Origin of the sequence: Streptomyces hirsutus (assembly GCF_001418415.1) — a bacterium.
GTDB classification, from domain to species: domain Bacteria; phylum Actinomycetota; class Actinomycetes; order Streptomycetales; family Streptomycetaceae; genus Streptomyces; species Streptomyces hirsutus.
This window is the reverse complement of sequence record NZ_LIQT01000122.1, coordinates 1-20,182: the sequence shown is the minus strand read 5'-3', so window position 1 is coordinate 20,182 and position 20,182 is coordinate 1. Positions and strand designations below refer to the sequence as shown.

1 protein-coding gene and 1 pseudogene are annotated in these 20,182 nt (G+C 74.9%); both read left to right on the top strand.

Annotated elements, in window-relative coordinates:
* A pseudogene (locus tag AOK11_RS46700) lies at positions 1-600 on the top strand (AMP-binding protein); the annotation flags it as partial.
* Positions 601-979: 379 nt separating this feature from the next.
* A partial coding sequence (locus tag AOK11_RS41615; RefSeq protein ID WP_055593299.1) for an SDR family NAD(P)-dependent oxidoreductase occupies positions 980-20,182 on the top strand: 19,203 nt, incomplete at its 3' end.

The following is a 20,182-nucleotide window of genomic DNA, read 5'->3' as shown; positions in this document are numbered from 1 at the left end:
CCGGCCCGCCCGGCCCGGCCCACGCACCCGCGCGGCACCCGGACGACCTCGCCTACCTGATGTTCACCTCGGGCAGCACCGGCGCACCCAAGGGCGTGCCCATCCGGCACCGCAACGTCAGCGCCTTCGTCCGCGCCGCCCTGGACCGCCACGACTTCCGACCCGGCGACCGGTTCAGCCAGATCCACGAGCTCACCTTCGATCTGTCGATGAGCGAACTGTTCCTCGCCTGGGGCTCCGGCGCGTGCCTGCACGTCCTCAACCGCCTCCAGGCACTCGCTCCCGCCCGGCTGGCCGGCCGCCGCATCACCGTCTGGCACGCCACCCCGAGCCTGGCCGCCTCTCTGCGCATCGCGGGACGGCTCGACCCCGGCTCCCTGCCCGACGTCAGGACGACCCTCTTCTGCGGCGAGCCCCTCACCACCGGCACCGCCCGTGCCTGGCACGCGGCAGCGCCCGGCTCCCTCATCGACAACCTCTACGGCCCGACCGAGGCCGCCGTCGCCTGCACGGGACACCGCTGGGACGACGCGGACGACGCGCCGGACGACGCCACCGTGCCGATCGGAGAGCCGTTCCCCGGCGTGCACACCCTCGTCGNNGGAGGTCGCGGCGGCCCTGCGCGCCGTCGCCCCCGGCGCCGAGGTGGCCGTCCTCACCGTCGGTTCCGGCACCGGCCCGCACCTCGTCGCCTGCCTGATGGGCGGGGAGCCCGTCACCCAGGCCGAGGTACTCGGCCGGGCCGCCCGCCGCCTGCCCGCGTACATGATGCCCCGGCTGCTGTGGTGGGTGCCCGCACCCGTCCTCAACGCCAACGGCAAGGTCGATCGCCCTTACCTGCGCCGGGTCGCCGAACGGCGGCTGGCGTCGATGCAGTCATCGTGACACCGGTCCGCTCAGATCTGAGCGGGCGCCGGCCCCCTCGCCCACGAAGCTGAGCCGGTCCGGGGCACAACGGATCGCGCACGGGAGGTAGTCAATGCTCAGTCCGGGATCCCGCGTCGAAGCAGAGGTCGCACTGGAACCGACCGACTTCGTCGTCCAGGAGCACCGGCTCCGTGACGTCTGCCTGATGCCGGGCAGCGCCTTCTTCGACGTGATCTGGCGGATGCTTGACGCCCGTGACCTCGACCCCGAACGGGCCGTACTGACCGACGTCCTGTTCACCGAACCCGTCACCACCGCCCCGGGCGCCGGCCGGCAGCTGCGCGTCGTCATCGAGGGCGGCGCGGACGGAGCGGCCACCGTGCGCGCCACCAGCCGTCCGGTGGGAGCCGACCGGCCCGACGAACCCTGGGTCGAGAACCTCAGGGGCCGGCTGGGCTGGACCGACCGGCCGCTGCCCGCGCTCGCGCCCGACGTCCGCGACACCCCCGGCGACGAGGGCGACATGGCCGCCGTGTACGCCAGGGCACGCGCCCAACAGGTGCACCACGGGCCGCGCATGACCTGCTCGGGCACGGTACGGCGTGGACCGGACGGCCTGCTCGCCGAGATCGACCTCCACACCGGCTCCGACGGCGACGACGACTACCACCTGCACCCGGCACGACTGGACGCTGCCACGCTGCTGGGCTTCTGTCGGTCGGAAGCCGGGGAGGACCCCTTCGTCCCGATGTTCGTCGGCCGTTTCCGCGCCGTCCGTCCCCTGCGCGGACCGGCCCTGGTGCACGTGCCCGCCGTCGAACGGCTCACCGACTCGGGGGAGTTGCTCAGCAACGACGTGTACGTCCACGACCTGGACGGCCGTCCGGTGGCCGAGATCGTCGGCTTTGCCTCCAAACGCCTGCGCCCCGGCGCCCACATCACGGCCCCGCAGACCCCGCAGGCGTCAGCAGCGGCGGAGGACACACCCATGGCATCGGGGGAGCAGGCGCACGCCCCCGAGGAGCCCGGCGGGACCGGCACCATGGCCGACCGCGTCCGCGCGGTGCTCGCAGAACACCTCGACCGGCCCGCAGCGCAGATCCCTTCCGATGTCGGCTTCTACGAACTCGGCCTCAACTCGGTCGACGTGCTCAAGGCCACCGAGCGGCTGGAGCACCTGGTCGGCGCCACCCTCTATCCCACCCTGCTCTTCGAGCACACGACCGTGGACGCCGTCGCCGCCCACCTCGTCGCCGAGTACGGCGAGCCCGCAGCGGCCGCCCCGACCACCTCGGTGGGCGAACTCTGCGCCTTCGAACCCGTCTGGTCCCCGGCGCCCGAGCCTGTCCCGGCCACCGGCGGCGGGGACATCGTGGTGTTCGGCACCGAATGGGCCGACGCGCTGCGCGCCGCCCGGCCCGACCGCCGGATCGTCCCCGTGGTCCAGGGCGGCCCGGTCCCCGAGGGCGGATACCGCGTCGACCAGCGGGACCGGGCGGCTCTCACCGGCCTGTTGCGGCAGCTGGCCGCGGACGGGCTCGACCGCGCCGTCCTCCTCGACGCCACCTGGCCCGCACCCGCGCCCTACCACCGGCTGTGGACCCTCGCCTGCGCCGTCGTCGACAGCCGCAGGCCCGGACCGCACCGGCTGCTGGCGCTGCACGGCCCCGGTGCCGACGCCGACCACCGCGCACTCGGCGCGCTGCTGCGCACGATCAACGCCGAGGTGCCGTCACTGCGCTGCCGCTCGGTGGCCCTCCCGGACGGGCCGCCCGACGTGGCGGCGCTGCTCGCCGAACTGGACGACGCGGCGGCCGAACCGGAGGTCCGCCGTCACGAGGGGCGGCGCCTGGTGCGCCGGCACCGGCCCGTCACCCTGCCCGGACCCGAAGGGGCCCCGATCCGGCCGGGCGGCTCCTACCTCGTCGCGGGAGCCGGGCGGATCGGTCTGCACGTCGCCGACTGGCTGGCCCGTGAGCACCGTGCCGCCCACCTCACGCTGGCCGCCCGACGCGAGGATTCCCCCGAGGTCGCCCGGTATATCGTCGCGTGGCGCGAGATCGGTGTCACGGCCAGGTACGTGCGGGCCGACCTCTCCGCGCCGGCCGACGTGGCCCGCCTGGCCGACACCGCCCGCCGCGCGCACGGCCGCCTCGACGGCGTGTTCCACTGCGCCGGCGTGGTCGACGACGGCGTCTTCTTCCGCAAGAGTGCTGAGCGGTCCGCCGCCGTCCTCGCGGCCAAGACCCGGGCGGTGACCCTGCTCGACCGCGCCACCGCCTCGGACGATCTCGCCGTCTTCGTGACCTTCTCGTCCCTCGCCGCCACCCTGCCCAGCCCCGGACAGTGCGACTACGCCTACGCCAACGCCGCCCTCGCCGAACTGATGCGGGCACGCACCGGCCCCGGCCGCAGCCTCGCCGTGGAATGGCCGCACTGGGCGGACGGCGGCATGACCGCCCCGGCGGATGCCCTCCGGCACGACCTCGACACCCACGGCCTGATGCCCATGCCGACCGTGGCCGGCCTCCGAGCCCTCGGCGGCGCGCTCGCCTCCGGCAGGCGGCACCTCCTGATCGGGTACGGGGAGCCGGACCGGATCCACACGGCGCTCGGCCCGGCGCCGGACGGGAAGTACGGACCCGAACCGTTGGAAGCGGAGTCGGGCGCCGAAGGGGAGGAGGCGGCTGCGCAGACGGATACGGCACCCGCCCGGACGGCGGACCTCGACCCCGTCGACCCGGACGCCATTGCCGTCATCGGGATGGCCGGACGCTATCCGCAGGCCGCCGACCTGGCGGAGTTCTGGGACAACCTGCGCGCGGGACGCGACTGCGTCACCGAGGTACCGGCCGAACGCTGGCCCCACGACCGGTACTTCGACCCGCAGCCGAACACCCCGGGCCGTACCTACGGCAAATGGGGCGGATTCCTCGACGGCATCGACCGGTTCGACCGTGCCTTCTTCGGCGTCTCCCGGCGGGAGGCCGAGCGGATGGACCCCCAGGAACGCCTGTTCCTGACCACGGCCTGGCAGGCCGTCGAGGACGCCGGCCACCGGCCCGACCGGCTCGACGACCGGAGCATGGGCGTGTTCGTCGGCGTGATGTCCTCCCACTTCCAACTCGTCGACGACGCCCCGGACGAACCGCTGCCGCTGGCGCTGCACTCCTCCGTCGCCAACCGCGTCTCCTACCGGATGGACCTGCGCGGCCCCAGCATCGCGGTCGACACCGCCTGTTCCTCCTCGCTGACCGCGATCCACCTGGCCGTGCAGGCCCTCCGCTCCGGCGAATGCACCTGGGCCCTCGCCGGCGGAGTGAACGTGATGCCCCACCCCGAGAAGTACCTGCAACTCGCCGCGGGACAGTGGCTGTCGCGCGACGGCCGGTGCCGCAGCTTCGGCGAGGGCGGCACCGGCTATGTGCCAGGCGAAGGAGTGGGCGCGCTCGTCCTGAAACCGCTCGCCGCCGCGCTCGCCGACGGCGACCACATCCACGGCGTGATCCGCGGCTCACGCCTCAACCACGGCGGCCGGGCCAGTGGTTTCACCGTCCCCAACCCGGGTGCCCAGACGGAGGTGGTGACCGGCGCCCTGGCGGCGGCCGGAACGGACCCCGCCACCGTCACCTGCATCGAGGCGCACGGCACCGGGACCTCGCTCGGCGACCCGATCGAGGTGCAGGGTTTGCGCGACGCGTACGCCGGCGTGGACACCACCTGCGCACTCGGTTCGGTCAAGTCGGTCATCGGTCACCTGGAGAGTGCCGCCGGGGTCGCCGCGGTGACCAAGGTGCTGCTGCAGCTGCGGCACCGGACGCTCGTCCCCACGTTGCACTGCGACGAGGTCAACCCGGCGCTGCGCCTCGACGACAGCCCCTTCCGTCTGCAGCGCACCGCCGAGCCCTGGCAGCCGGGACCGGCGGGCGTACGGCGAGCCGGTGTCAGCTCGTTCGGCGCCGGAGGCTCCAACGCCCACCTCATCATCGAGGAGGCCCCCGCGCCGCCCGCCCCGGCCCTCTCCGAGGGCCCTGCCGTGCTGGTGCTGTCCGCCGAGGGCGACGACCAACTCGGCTGCGTGGTACGGGAGATGCTCGCAGTCCTGGACGAGCGGGACGGGGACGCGGTGCGTCGCGAACTGGCCGCGCTGCTGGGCGTACGTCCCGACGACGTACCGGTCACCGTGCCGCTGCGCGACCTCGGCCTGGAGCGGGTGGATCTCGGTCTGCTCGCGTCCACGGCCGGGCTGCGCGCCGACGAACTGGCCCACCGCACCCTCGACGACCTGGACCGGAGCGGAGCGGCACCACCGCTGCACGACATCGCCCACACCTCGCAGGTCGGCCGCACTCCACGGGCCCACCGACTGGCGGTCGTCTGTGAGGACGCGTCCGCCGCCCGGCACGCGTTGCGCACCTACCTGGACGGCGGTGCCCCGCCACCGGGCGCCTTCTGGGGGCGGGGCCCTGCCGGCACCGCTCCGGCCGACCTCACCGACGCCGTCGACCAGCGGCAGTGGGAGCGGCTGGCCGAGGCATGGGCGGCAGGTGCCGACGTGCCCTGGCAGCTCTGCCACCCGCCGGGCCGACGACGGGTGCCGTTGCCGCCGTACCCCTTCCGGGGAGAACGGTGCTGGCCGGGGCTGTGGCGGTCGGAGACCGCCGGGACCGCTCCCGTCCCCGCGCCCCCTTCCGCACCCTCCGCCCGACCGGAACGGCGGCCGGAGCCGGAGGCGGAAACGGACCGGCCGGCCTGCGAGGTGCGCCGACTGCCCGACGGGATCCTGCTGATCACCCTCGGCCGGAGCACGTTCACCGACGACCTGCTCGCGGGCTTCCGCGAGGCCCTCACGTCGGCCGCCACCGACGACTCGGTGTCCTGTGTGGTGATCACGGGCACCGGTGAGGTGTTCAGCATGGGGGCCACCCCGGAGGCGATGGCCCGGCTGGCGGCGAAGCAGGGCACCTTCGCCGACGTGTCCTTCCTGCACCAGCTCATCCTCGCCTGCGACAAGCCGGTCATCAGCGCCCTCCAGGGCCACGCCAGCGGAGGCGGCCTGGTGTTCGGCCTGTACGCCGACGTGGTGGTGATGGCACGGGAGGCGAGTTACGGCGTGCCGTTCCTCACCTACGGCTTCACCCCCGGCGCCGGAGCCACGTACTTCGTCGAGCGCAAGCTGGGCACCGCCGTCGCCGAGCAACTCTTCTACACCGGCCGCCCGCTCACCGGCGCCGAGCTGCGGGAGCGCGGAGCCTCCGTGGACGTCAGGCCCCGCGCGGACGTCCTGGCAACGGCGCTCGACCACGCCCAGTCCGTCGCCCGCCAGTCCCGTGCCGCCGCCGCCGAGCTCAAGCGGGAGTTGGCCGGTCGTACCACTTCCGCCTTGTCCGACGTGATCGAACGGGAACTGCGTATGCACGAGCGAGTGCTGGGCGGCGAGGCCGTCGAGCGGGTCCACAGCCGTCTCGGCCGCGACACGGCCCCGCCGGTCGCGCCTCCCGACCCTGCCCCGGGCCCTGTCACGGCGCCCGTCCCGTCCGCGTCGGTGCTGCCTCCTGCGCCTGGCGCGCCCGCGCCGTCGACCGGCCCGAGCGGCGACGACGTACGGGAAGCCGTCGTCGAGGCGGTGGCGGCCCAGCTGTATCTTGCGCCGCACGAGGTGGACGCACGGCAGACCTTCTCCGACATGGGCCTCGATTCGATCGGCGCCGTCGAGGTCACCAACACGCTCGCCACCCGGCTCGGTGTCCACCTCGAATCGGTGCTGGTCTACGAGTGTCCGACCGTTCCCGAGCTGGCCGCCGCCGTCGCCGCGGCCGTGCGGCACCGGCAGCAGGTCACCGAGGCCGCGCTGGCTCCGCGCCCCGACGCGACTCAACCGCCTCCGCATCCGACGCCCGAGCCCGAACCGGAGCAGGCCGCCGCGCCCGGGCCCCTCACACCCGGACCCGTCGTGTCCGAACAACCCCCGGCCCCCGCACCCCGGACCTCCGCGCCCCCGCTCGTGCTGCGCGGCGCCTCCGTACGCAACGGACAGCCCCGGCCCTCCGCGCCCATGCCTCCACCTCCGCCTCCGGCGGCGCCCGAGCCAGCCCTCGAGCCACCGCACCGTGCCGAGGAGCGGCACGACGAGCACGCCATCGCGGTGATCGGGATGGCAGGCCGGTTCCCCGGCGCGCCGACGCTGGACGGCTTCTGGGCCGACCTCGCCGCCGGGCGGCAACGGACCGGAGAGGTCCCGCCCGACCGCTGGGACACCGCCGCCCACTACGACCCGGCGGGCCGCCCCGGCACCACGGTGAGCAAATGGGCCGCGTCGCTCTCCGGCATCGACGCGTTCGACGCGCCCTTCTTCCGCATGTCCCCGCTCGAGGCCGAGGACATGGACCCCGAACAGCGGCTGTTCCTCACCGAGTCGTGGCGCGCGCTGGAGGACGCCGGGTACGCGGTCGGCCCCGAAACCCCCCTGTCCTGCGGGGTGTTCGTGGGCTGCACGCAGTCCGACTACCGGCAGATCCGGCACGCCGCCGGCCGGCACGACACTGCGCACAGCTTCCTCGGCGGCGCCCCGTCCGTGCTGGCCGCCCGGGTCTCCTACTTCCTCAACCTGACCGGGCCCACCGCCGCGGTGGACAGCGCCTGTTCGTCGTCGCTGCTCGCCGTGCACCTCGCCTGCCAGAGCATCCTCAGCGGTGATTGCGAGATGGCCGTCGCGGGTGGGGTCGCGCTGATGCTGGGCCCCGACATCCACGTCCAGACCAGCGCCGCCGGCATCCTGTCACCGACCGGGCGCAGCGCACCCTTCGACGCCACCGCCGACGGGATCGTCCTCGGCGAGGGTGTCGGCGCCGTGGTGCTGAAGCCGCTGGCACGCGCTCTGGCCGACGGCGACCACGTGCACGGCGTCATCCGGGCGAGCGGCGCCAACGGCGACGGGCGCAGCAACGGCATCGCCGCCCCCAGCGGCCGGGCGCAGGCCGACCTGCTCACCCGGGTGTGGCGACGGGCGGGGGTGACACCGGACGAGATCGGCCTGGTCGAGGCGCACGGCACGGGCACGCCGCTGGGTGACCCGATCGAGGTCAAGGCGCTCACCGAGGCGTTCCGCCGGGCGGGCGGGGCGTCGGCGTCCTGTGCGATCGGCTCCGTCAAGGGCAACGTCGGCCACACCACCATGGCCGCGGGCATCGCCAGCCTGCTGAAGGTGCTGCTGGCGCTGCGGCACCGGCAGCTCCCGCCGACGGCCGGGTTCACCTTGCCCAACCCGCGGCTCGACCTCGACGACAGCCCCTTCCACGTGGTCACCGAGGTCCGTGACTGGCTGCCGGGACCGAGCGGGCAGCGGGTCGCCGCCGTGAGCAGTTTCGGCGTCAGCGGCACCAACTGCCACCTAGTCGTCGCCGAGGCCCCCGCCCGGCCGCGGCACACCGACACACGCGCCTTCGTCGTCCCCGTCTCCGCGCGGACGCCCAGGGAACTCACCGAGCACCTGGGCGCCTTGGCGGAGGCGGTCCCCGCCGCACCGCACCTGGCCGACGTGGCCTACGCCCTGTGCGTCGGCCGCCGTCACCACCCGGAGCGCGCCGTCGTCGTCGCGCGCACCCTCGACGGTCTCGCCGCTGCCCTGCGCGCCGCCGGCGACGGCACACCGCCGTCGCTCGCCGACGCGACACCGGAACAGCGCCGCCTCGCCGAGGAGTACCTGGCCGGTGGCCGACCCGACTTCGCCGCACAGTTCCGTCAGGTCGACGCCCGCCGCACGCCCCTCCCCGCGCATCCGCTGCGCGGCACCCGGCACTGGCCCCGGCCGACGGCCGCGCCGGGCCTCACCTGGTGGGTGGACCCGGACGCCTGGCAGGTCGCCGATCACCGGGTCGGGGGCACGCCCGTGCTGCCCGGCACCGGTGCCCTCGCCCTCGCCGCGGTCGCGGCGGGCGACGAGGGGCCGCTGGAACTGTCCGGCGTACGGTGGCTGCGACCACTGCAGGCCGACACCGCACAGCAGGTCCGGGTCGAGACCGACGGCTCCCGCTTCACCCTCCGCCGCGGCGACACGGACATCGCCACCGCGACCGTGGAGCCGTCCACGGAACCGCTGGCCCGCCTCCCGCTCGACGACATCACGCGACGCTGCCCCGTGACCCGCGCGGGAGAGGAGCTCTACGCCCGGTTCGACGCCGCCGGACTCCACTACGGACCCGCCTTCCGGGTCGTGGACGAGGTCCGGGTGGGCGACGGCGAGGCGCTCGGCCGCCTGACCGGCACGGACCGCCCCTCGTGGAGCACCCTCGTCGACGTGGCCGCCCTGGACGGCGCGATCCAGGTGGCCTCCGTACTGGCGGGCGAGGGGGAGCTGCTGCTCCCGTTCGCCGCGGCACGTGTGGTGGTGCGTCCGGCCGACGGGCCGCCCGCCTGGGCGCACGTCCGCCGGACACCGGACGGCATCACCGTCCGGCTGGCCGGCGAGAACGGGCGGGAGCACGCCCGCATCGAGGGCCTGGTGGCCCGCCCGGCCCGCGACGAGCGGCAGGACGTCCGTCCCCCGGTGTCCGTGCTGGTGCCGCACTGGACGGAGGCCGACGCCGAGGCCCCGGACCCGGCGCCCGCCCGGCCGGGACGCACCCTGGTGCTGTACGCGCGCGGCGCCGAAGGTCTCGCACGCGCCCTCGCCGACCGGTGCGACGGCCGGAGCGCACCCCTGGCCGAAGGCCCGGACCGGCTGACCCGTACCGACGTGGACGCCGTCCACCTGGTCCTCACCGGTGGCGCGGCGGAGGACCCGGACACCGACCCCGTCGTCGCGCAGGTCTTCGACTGCGTCCGGGCGCTGGCGGGCGGCCCCGCCGCCCGTCGCCCCCTCGGCCTGACCGCGATCCTCGACGGAGCGCTGCCCGCGGCCGGGACCGCGGTCACCTGCCCGGCCCGCGCCGGAGTCCTGGGCGTCCTGCGCGCCGCCCGAGCCGAACACCCGCGGTGGGGGGTCCGCTGCCTCGACGCGGGAGGCGCGGGTGAGGCGGAGGCGGAGACGCTGCTGCGCGCCCCGGCAGGACTCCCCGTACTCGCCTGCCGGGCGGGCCGATGGCTCACCCAGGTGTTCCGCCCCCTGCCGGACGGGACTGGGGAGGGCGCCGGATCCCCCTGGCGCGCCCGTGGCGTCCACCTGATCGTCGGTGGCGCCGGAGGCATCGGCTACGCCCTCAGCCGTCACCTGGCCCGCACCACCGCCGCCGACGTGGTCTGGCTCGGCCGCCGCCCCGCCACCGACGCCACCGTCGCCGAACGGCTGGCCGCGGTGGAGGCAGCCGGCGGACGCGCCCGCTACGTCCAGGGGGACGTGTCCCGCCCCGGCGACGTCCGGGCCGCGCTCGCGACGGCCCACGCCGCCTTCGGCCCCGTCACCACCGTCGTGCACGCGGCTCTGGACCTGCGCGACCGGACCCTGGCCTTCGCCGAGGCGGACGACCTGCGGGCCGCGATGCGGGCCAAGGACCGTGGCGTCCGGGTGCTGCACGAGGTCCTGCGCGACGAACCCCTCGACCACTTCGTGCTGTTCTCCTCGGCCGTGTCCGCCATCGACTCGCCCGGCCAGGCCGCCTACGCGGCCGCCAGCACCGTCGAGGACGCCCTCGGCCGTGCCCTGCACGCCAGGGGGCCGGTGCCCGTGACCGTCGTCAACTGGGGCTACTGGGGCAGCGTCGGCGTCGTCGCCGACCCGCAGCGGGCCCGCGCGATGGCCGAGGCCGGGGTGGGTTCCATCGAGCCCACCGACGGATTCGCCGCCCTGGAGCGGATCCTCACCGCCCGCGCGCCGCAGGCACTGGTCGCGCGGGCGACGCCGGAGGCCCTCCGCGACCTCGGCGTGGTCGTCGAGGACTCCGTCGCCGACAACGACCCCCTGGACACCCTCGCCGGTGCCCTGCTGGCGGGCGAACTGACCGCCGTGGGCGCGCTCCCCGCCCCCGGCGAGCGGCGGCCGGTGGCCACGACGGCCCAGCGGCTCGGTGTCCAGCCCGCCCACCAACGCCTGTTCGAGGCCCTGTTGCCCATCCTCGAACGCGCCGGGACGATCCGCCGCGACGGCGCCGACCTCGTCGGCACCGGCCCCGTGCCGGTCCCGGCAGTCGCCGTACCGGAAGCCGAGGGGGACCTGCTGCGGCGGTGTGTGTCCGCGCTGCCGGACGTCCTGGCCGGGCGGCGCAACCCGCTCGAGGTGCTGTTCCCCGGCGGCTCCACCGAGCGGCTCGCCCGTTTCTACGGCGGTGGACCCGCCGAACGCGCCGTCAACCGGACCCTCGCCGCCCACGTCCGCCGCCACGTCGACGCACGGGGACCCGGAGCCCGGGTCCTCGAGATCGGCGCGGGCACCGGCGCCACCACACGGGTCGTCCTCTCCGCCCTCGCCGACGCCGCACCCCTCACCTACTCCTTCACCGACCTGTCGCCCACGTTCCTGCGGCAGGGCGAGGAGACGCTGCGGACGGACGTCCCGCCGTCCGTCGCCCTGGAATTCGCCCGGTTCGACGTGGAGGAGGACCCAGCCGCCCAGGGCTTCGGCGCCGACTACGAGGTCGTGGTCGTCGCCGGAGTGCTGCACGCCACCACGGACGTCACCGCCGCCCTGCGCAACGCGGCCGGGCTGCTGCGCCCCGGCGGACTGCTGCTCGTGCACGAGACCACCGGCCACTCCGACTTCCTGACCCTCACGTTCGGCCTGACCCAGGGCTGGTGGCGCTACCAGGACCCGGACCTGCGCCTCCCGCACTCCCCGCTGCTCGCCCCCGCCACCTGGCAGGCGGCCGCCGGGGCCGCCGGGCTCGACGACATCGAGGTCCGCACCGAAGGCGCCGGTGGCGGGTCCGCGACGCCCTGCCTGCTCACCGCCCGACGGCCCCGGCCCGCCGACCGGCCGGACCCGACGGCCACCGTCACCCCGGAGACGGCCCGGCACTACGTGCGGTCCGTCTTCGCCGAAGTCCTCCGGCACGACCCGGAGAACCTCGGCGACCACACCGCGTTCGACGAGTTCGGCGTCGACTCACTGGTCAGCCTCACCCTCGTGGCCCGCTTCGAGGCCGACCTCGGCCCACTGCCCTCGACCCTGCTCTTCGAGCACCTGACCATCGCCGCCCTCGCCGACCACCTGCGGGCGGACCGGGCGAACCGGCTGGCTGCGGCGACGGGCACGGAACGGCCCCATGCGGCGACCGCGTCGGTCGACCGGCCGGTGGCCAGGGCGCGCCACGACGCGGCGGCTCGCGTCAGCCCCGACGTGGCCTCGACGCAGGCGGGTTCAGCCCCGGCGCACACGGACGACCCCGCCGTACGCCCCGACGACATCGCCGTCATCGGTGTCAGTGGCCGCTACCCCGGCGCACCGGACCTCGACGCGTTCTGGCGGTTGCTGGCGTCCGGCGAGCACGCCGTCACCGAGGTGCCGGCGGACCGGTTCGCGTGGCGCGAGCACTACGACCCGCGGCCGGGCACGCCGAACCGGCTCTACACCGCCAACGGCGGCTTCATCGACGGCGTCGACCGGTTCGACCCCGGCTTCTTCGGCATCCTGGCCCGCGACTCCGTCAAGATCGACCCACAGGAACGGCTGTTCCTCGAAACCTGCTGGGACCTCCTCGAACAGACCGGCAACCTCGGTGACCGCGCGACCGGACGCACCGGTGTCTTCGCGGGCGTCATGTACGGCACCTACGGCCAGCTCGGCGCGACCGCGTGGCCGCAGGGCGAGCTGACCGGGGCGCACTCGTCGTACTGGTCGGTCGCCAACCGGGTGTCGTACCTGCTGGACCTGTCCGGGCCCAGCTACGCGGTCGACTCGGCCTGCTCGTCCTCCCTGACGGCGCTGCACCTGGCTTGTGAGAGCCTGCGCCGCGGCGAGTGCGACACGGCGATCGCGGGCGGTGTCAACGTGATCATCCATCCCGCGCACTTCGTCTCGCTGTGCTCACTGAGCATGCTGTCTCCGCAGGGCGTGTGCCGGGTGTTCGACGCCGACGCGGACGGCTTCGTCCCGGGCGAGGGGGTCGGCGCCGTCCTGCTGAAGCCCCTGCGGCGCGCGATCGCCGACGGCGACGACATCTGGGCCGTGGTCAAGGGCAGCGCGGTCAACGCCGGTGGCCGTACGTCCGGTTACACCGTGCCGAACCCCAACGCACAGGCCGAGGTCATCACCGAGGCCCTCACCCGGGCCGGTGTCGACCCTTCCACCATCGGCTACGTCGAGGCGCACGGAACCGGCACCGCGCTCGGCGACCCCATCGAGATGGCCGGTCTGCGCCGGGTGTTCGACCGGCCCGCTCCCGCCACCGGTGACTGGGGGACCAGCTCGCTCGCGGTCGGCTCGGTCAAGGCCAACGTCGGCCACCTGGAGGCGGCGGCGGGCATCGCCGGGCTCACCAAGGTGCTGCTGCAACTGCGGCACGGCGCCATCGCCCCCTGCGCCAACCTCGACAGCGTCAGTCCCCGTATCGACCTCGGCGACCGCCTGGAGCTCCCCCGGGAACTACGGCCCTGGCGGGCCGACCCGACTCCGCGCAGGGCCGGAGTCAGCTCCTTCGGCGCCGGGGGCGCCAACGCGCACGTGGTCCTGGAGGAGTACCGCCCGGCTGCTGCCGTCACCGAGTCCGCCCAACCGGCCGACGCCGACCAGCTGTTCGTCCTCTCGGCGCGCTCGCCCGAGCTGCTGGCCCAGTACGCCGGCGACGTCGCCGCGGCCCTCTCCGACCGCCTGCCTGCGGGCACCGGCCTTCGCGAACTCGCCCACACCAGTCAGGTGGGACGCCCGGCGTTCCGCGAACGCGTCGCCGTCCTGTGCAGCGACGTGCCCGATCTGGTCGCGCGACTCACCGAGATCGCCAAGGGCGAGACGGGACCGGGGACATGGCGCGGCACAGCCACCCCCGGCCGGGAGACGACCTCCGCCGCGCGGGCCGGGAACTGGGCGGACCTGGCGCGGCGTTGGGTCGACGGCGAGCGCGTCGACTGGGCGGCCCGCTGGCCCCGGCCACCGCGCGTGGCCACCTTCCCGGGACACCCGCAGCAGCGGCGCAGGATCTGGTGGCGCCCGGGGACCTCGCCCGCGGCGTCCGAGACCTCGCCCGCCGCGCCCGTGACCGTCTCCCTGCGCGTTCTCGACGACGCGGTCCGCGAGCACCACGTCGGAGGCCGCCGGATCCTGCCCGGCGCCGCCGCTCCCCAACTCGTCCACGCCGCCCTGCCCGAGCTGTCCGGTGCGGTCCGTTTCACCGGCTTGACCTGGCAGCGGCCCCTCGACCTCGACACCACGGACCAGGTGCGGGTGGTCACGGCCGAACACCGCCCGGCGGAGCCGATCCCGTTCACGGTCACCGGCCCCGACGGAGTGGGATACGTCAGCGGCAGCGTCGAGCACCTGTCCGACCCGACGCTGTCCGCCGTGACCGCCCCCACCCCCGAAGAGGTGGGCTCGCCCGTGGCGCCCGCCGTCGTCTACGCCCGGCTGACCGCGGGCGGAGTACGGCACGGCACCGGCCTGCAGGTGCTCCAGGCCCTGTGGGCGGGGCCGGGGGAGTGCCTGGCCGATCTGGCCGCCGTCCCGGCCCCCGGCCAGTGGCTCGACCCGGCCGTGCTCGACGGCGCGCTCCAGGCCCTCGCCGTGCTCGACGACACCACCGGCTACCTCCCCACCTCCCTCGCCGAACTGACCTGCATCCGGCCCCTCCCGGTCCGGTGCCGCGTCCACGCCCGCGATGTGACCCCGCCCGGCACCACCGGCTCACGCACCGTGGACCTGGACGTCTTCGACGGCGGGGAACACGTCCTCGCCCTGCGGGGCCTGCGCCTGACCGCCGTCCGCGGCGACGCGACCGCCCCGCCCGCCACCGGCCGTACGGAGGCGCCGCAGGCCACCGACGTGACCGGAGCCGCCCCACCGGACGCCCTCGACATCCGCTACCGGCGTCCCCGCCCCGTCCCGGCCGGACCGCCCGAGCCCGGTCGTCCGGTGCGACACGTGCTGCTCAGCTGCTCTGATCCGCGACTGCGGGCCGAGCTGGCCGCGGAACTCGGCCGGCGCTCGATCACCTGGGGGCTCGCCGCGGACGAGGGCCCGGCCGATGCCGTCCTCCACGTCTGCCCCGCCACGGCGACCGACCTGACGGAGCAGCTGCGGGAGGGCTTCGAGACCGTACTCCCGCTCACCGCACGCCACTTGTCAGCGGGCCCGGCACCTCTGCGGGTCCTCGTCGCCCACCACGGCGACACGGCGACCGGCCGGGCCCGTCCCGCCTACGCCGCGATCACCGCCCTGCTGCGCACGCTCGCCCTGGAGCACAGCGTCTTCTCCGGCCTGACCGTGCACGTCGACGGGGACCCGGCGGAACACGCCCGGCTGCTCGTGGACGAACTCCTCGGCGCGGACCAAGGAGAGGTCCGGCTCACCGGTACGCGCCGTGAGGTCGTGGAGTACGAGGAGTACGCACCGGAGCCCGCCGCCCCGGTCGTCCCGACGGGGCCGGCGCGCACCTACCTGATCACCGGCGGCGCGGGCCGGCTCGGCGCCGCGGTCGCCCGGCACCTCGCCGTGACCCACGGGGCCGACATCGTGTTGTGCGGGCGCCGTCCCGCCGACGCCGAGGTCGCGGACACCCTGCGGGAGCTGACCGCGACGGGCGTCGAAGCGATGTACCACCCGGCCGACGTCGGCGACCGGGACCAGGTGCGGGAGCTGATCACCGCGATCCGGCGACGGTTCGGCTCGCTGCACGGCGTCGTCCACGCGGCCGGTGTCACTCGCGACGCCCTCGCGGTGCGCAAGACGCTCGGCGAAGCGGCCGAGGTCCTCGCCCCCAAGGTGTGGGGCGCGGTGCACCTCGACGAAGCAACACGCGACGAACCGCTCGACTTCCTCGCCCTGTTCTCCTCCGTGGCGGCGACCACCGGCAACCTGGGACAGGCCGACTACACCTTCGCCAACGCCTTTCTCGACGCCTTCGCCGAGGAACGGACCGCCCTGCACGCCGCCGGGCTGCGCCCCGGACGTACGGTCTCCATGGGGTGGCCGCTGTGGGCGGACAGCGGTCTGGCGGTGCATGAGGCCAGCCGAACCCTGATGGCCCAGCACTCGGGCATGGTGCCCCTGCCGGGCGCGGACGCCCTGCGCGCCTTCGACGCCTTCCTCGCTGGTGCCGAGCCACGTCCCGGCGTGGTCGCCTACGACCCCGGCTTCCGGCGGAGGGCGCGAGAGACGGGCAGCGCGTCGACGACGGCGCGGGCCGCTACGACGCCCCCGGCCGACGCGAGCGCCGCGCGGACCGGCACCGTCGAACAGGAGCTGCGCTCCCTGGCCGCCGGGTTCCTGATGGTGTCGGACGACGACGTGGACCTCTCCACCAACCTGATGGAGCTGGGTTTCGACTCGATCTCCCTGACCGAGCTGATCACCCAGGTCAACGCCCGCTACGGCCTCGACCTGCTGCCCACCGTCCTCTTCGAGGCGCCCACCCTGGAGGCATTGGCCGACCGCCTGGTCCGCGACCATCCCGAGGTCGGCCGCGCCCCGGCCCCGGCGACTCCCGCCGTCACCGACCCCGCGCCCGTGCCGACCACCCGGCAACAGGCCCCTCGACCGGACCCGGAACCCGCCCCGGCACCTCCCTCCGCACCGGACGGCACCACCGCGATGCCCATCGCCGTCATCGGCATGGCCGGCCGGTTTCCCGGCGTCGAGAACCTGACCGCCCTGTGGGACGTGGTCGCGGCCGGGCAGGACCGGGTCGGACCCGTCCCCGCCGACCGGGCCGAACTGCTCGCCGATCCTCGGATGCGCGGGGTACGCGCCGGATTCCTGGACCGCGTCGCCGAGTTCGACGCGGCCGCCTTCGGGATCTCGCCGCGCGAGGCCGGGTTCATGGACCCGCAGCAACGGCACTTGCTGGAGGTCACCTGGGAGGCCCTGCAGGACGCAGGCCGCCGCCCGGGCGAGCTGGCCGGCACGGCCACCGGAGTGTTCGTGGGCGTCGCCACCGGCGACTACAACGAGCTGATGGCGTCCCAGGGCGGCGCCGAGGCACACATGGCCACCGGAGTCGCCCACGCCGTCCTCGCCAACCGGGTCTCCCACCTGCTCGACCTGCGTGGCCCCAGCGAGGCCCTGGACACCGCGTGCTCCAGTTCGCTGGTCGCCGTGCACCACGCGGTACGGGCCCTGCGGCACGGCGACTGCGACCTGGCCGTCGCCGGGGGCGTCAACCTGACCCTGAGCCCCGCCCTCTACGCCACGTTCACCCGGGCCGGCATGCTCAGCGCACGGGGCCGGTGTGCCTCCTTCGACGACTCCGCCGACGGATACGTCCGCGGCGAGGGTGTCGGGGCCGTGGTCCTCAAGCCGCTGCACCGTGCGCTGGAGGACGGCGACCCGGTACGGGCCGTGATCCTCGGCAGCGCCGTGAACCACGGAGGCCGGTCGCCCTCGCTCACCGCACCGAACCCGCAGTCCCAGGCGCAGGTCGTCGTCGACGCCGTACGCGCGGCGGGCGTCGACCCCCGCACCATCGGCTACGTGCAGGCGCACGGCACCGGCACCGCCCTGGGCGACCCGGTCGAGATCGAGGGCCTCAAGCAGGCGTACGCCCGGCTCTACGAGGACTGGAACCTGCCCGCCCCGACCGAACCGCACCTCGCGGTCGGGTCCGTCAAGACCAACATCGGACACCTGGAGGCGGCGGCCGGGATCGCCGGCCTCCTCACCACCGTGCTGGCGATGGACAACGGGCTGGTCCCGCCCAACCCGCACCTGCGCGAGCCCAACCGCCACCTGCGGCTGGACGGCACCCCGCTGACCCTCGCCGACGGCGCCGCCCGCCCGTGGAGGCCCGTGCCCGACGAGACCGGTCGGCCGGTCCGCCGCGCCGGGGTGAGCTCGTTCGGCTTCGGCGGGTCCAACGCCCATGTGGTGCTGCAGACCGGCGGCTTGCCGAACCGCGAGACGACACCGGCCACGGCGGACGGCCCCTTCGTGGTGCCGGTGTCGGCGCGCGACGAGCGGACGCTCACGGACTACTGCGCCCGACTCGCCGACGCCCTGGACCGGGAGCCGGACCTCCGTCCCGACCAGGTGGCGTACACCCTCCAGGTCGGACGGGAGGAACTGCCGCACCGCCTGGCCGTCGTGGCCTCCGACCGAGCCGGGCTCGTCGCCGCGCTCCGCGACACCACGTCGCACGGTGTGCACCGAGGTGTCGTGACCGGCCGGACGGCCGGCGGCCCGACGGGCGTCGACCCGGCGGACCTCGCTGCGGCCTGGTGCGCCGGTCACGCGATCGGCTGGGCCGATCTCTGGCCCGCCCTACCGGGCCGCATCCCACTGCCGGGCCCGGGCTTCACACGGACGGCCCACTGGTTCCCACGGGCCGCGGACCAGGCCCCGGAGGGTGTCGCCGCCGGTTCCGCGCCCACCACCCCGCGTCGATCGGCGGACGGCAGGGTCCTGCTGACGCCCGTGGGTCCGGAAGACCCGCTGAAGCGCCCGCCCGGGCCCGTCGCGGCACCCGAACCCGCCGTTCCCGGCACTTTGCGGACCGGTCCGGGCGCCGACTCCCTGCGCGAACGGGTGGCGACCGCGCTCGGCCTGCCCGCCGAGGAGATCGGCGACCAGGACTCGCTGACCGCGCTGGGCCTCGACTCGATCATGCGGGTCGAACTGGTCCGCTGGCTGCACGACCGGCACGGCATCACCGTGCCGACGAGCGAGCTGTACGAACACGACACGCTGGCCGGGCTGAGGGCGTACCTGGACACGGCACCACCAGCACCCGAGCCGGTTACCGTGGTGGCCGCCGAGGCCGAACCCGAGCCCGCGCAGAAGCCGGAGCCCGACCTGGCCGCCATCGTCCGTACGGCCGTCGAACGTGCCGTGGACGCCGACCTCGGCCCCGACGGCCGTTTCACCGACGGCGCGCTCAGCTCGCTCGACATGCTGCGGTCGGTGCGCGCGCTGGAGACCGTGCTGGGCACGCTGCCGAAGACCCTGTTGTTCGACCACCCCGACTGCGCCGCCCTGGCTGATCACCTGGTCGAGCGGTTCGGCACACCGGCCGTGGCCAGGCTCGCCGGGACCGCCCCGGTCCCCTCCACCGGGTCCGCGCCCGGGCCGGCCGCCGGGCCCGGGGCATCCCCGTCCGCGACCACGCCCACCGGACCGACCGCGCTCGTCGTGCCGCGCTCCGGACTGGCCGCCCACCCCGAGCTGTCGCGCCTGGTGGACGAGGTGGAGCAGCGGCACGGCATGGAGGCGGGACTCGCCGGAGTGAGCATCGCGCCATTGCTGTTCTTCCCGTCCACCCGTGACGGTTATCTGGCGATCGGCCGGCGCGGGGACTCGGTGCTGGTGTGGCGGTACACCGGAGCGCCGGAGCGGTTCGCCGACGCGGCCGGTGAACTGCTGGCGTACTGCGACCGCACCGGGCTCCGGCTGAACCTGCTGTCCACCGAACCGCTCACCGACCTCGCGGGTACGCCGATGCTGGCCACTGCCTTCGGTGTCGTACAGCGGCTCGAGGACCTCGGGTCATTCTCGCTCGGCGGCGGCCGTCGCAGCAAACTGCGCTACCTCGTCAAGAGGTTCGGCCGACACGGCGACAACCGGGTCGAGGAGTACGTCAGCGGCTCGGACCCGGAGACGGACGCGGCCGTCGCCGACCTCGTCGACCGGTGGTCCGAGGGCAAGCAGATGGTGAACGCCTACGTCGCCGAGGCCCGCGAGCTGATCAGGGCTGGCAAACTGCCCGAGCGGCACCGGATCTTCCTTACCCACCGCGACGACCGGCTCCTCAGCGCCATCGTCCTCGCCGCGCTGCCGGCCGAGAACGGCTACCTCCTGGACGTCGAGTTCTACCCCCGGGACATGCCGCTCGGCGGACTGGAGTTCAGCCTGGTCGAGATCGTCCGGCGGCTCGCGGCCGAGGGCGCCGAGGTGCTCAGCTTCGGCGGCAGTTTCGGCGTCGAGGTGACGTCCACGCCCAACCCGGCGGAGGACGTGCGCCAGGCCCTCGCCGAGTTGCGCTCCGTCGGGATCTTCGACGAGGGCAACTACCGGTTCAAGAAGAAGTTCGGGCCCGTCGAGGTGCCGCTCTACCTCTGCCAGCCCGTCACGGGCCGCACGGACGCCGTCGACCTCATCATGATGATCGCCAACTCGGCCGAGAGCGAACCCGGTTCCGAGGGCGGCCCCGGTTCCGCGGACGAGGCCGACGGCGACTCCGAGGCGGGGGCCCCGGCCGGCGCCCCCGCCGCCGGGGCACCGGAGCCGGACGCCCCCGCACCACCC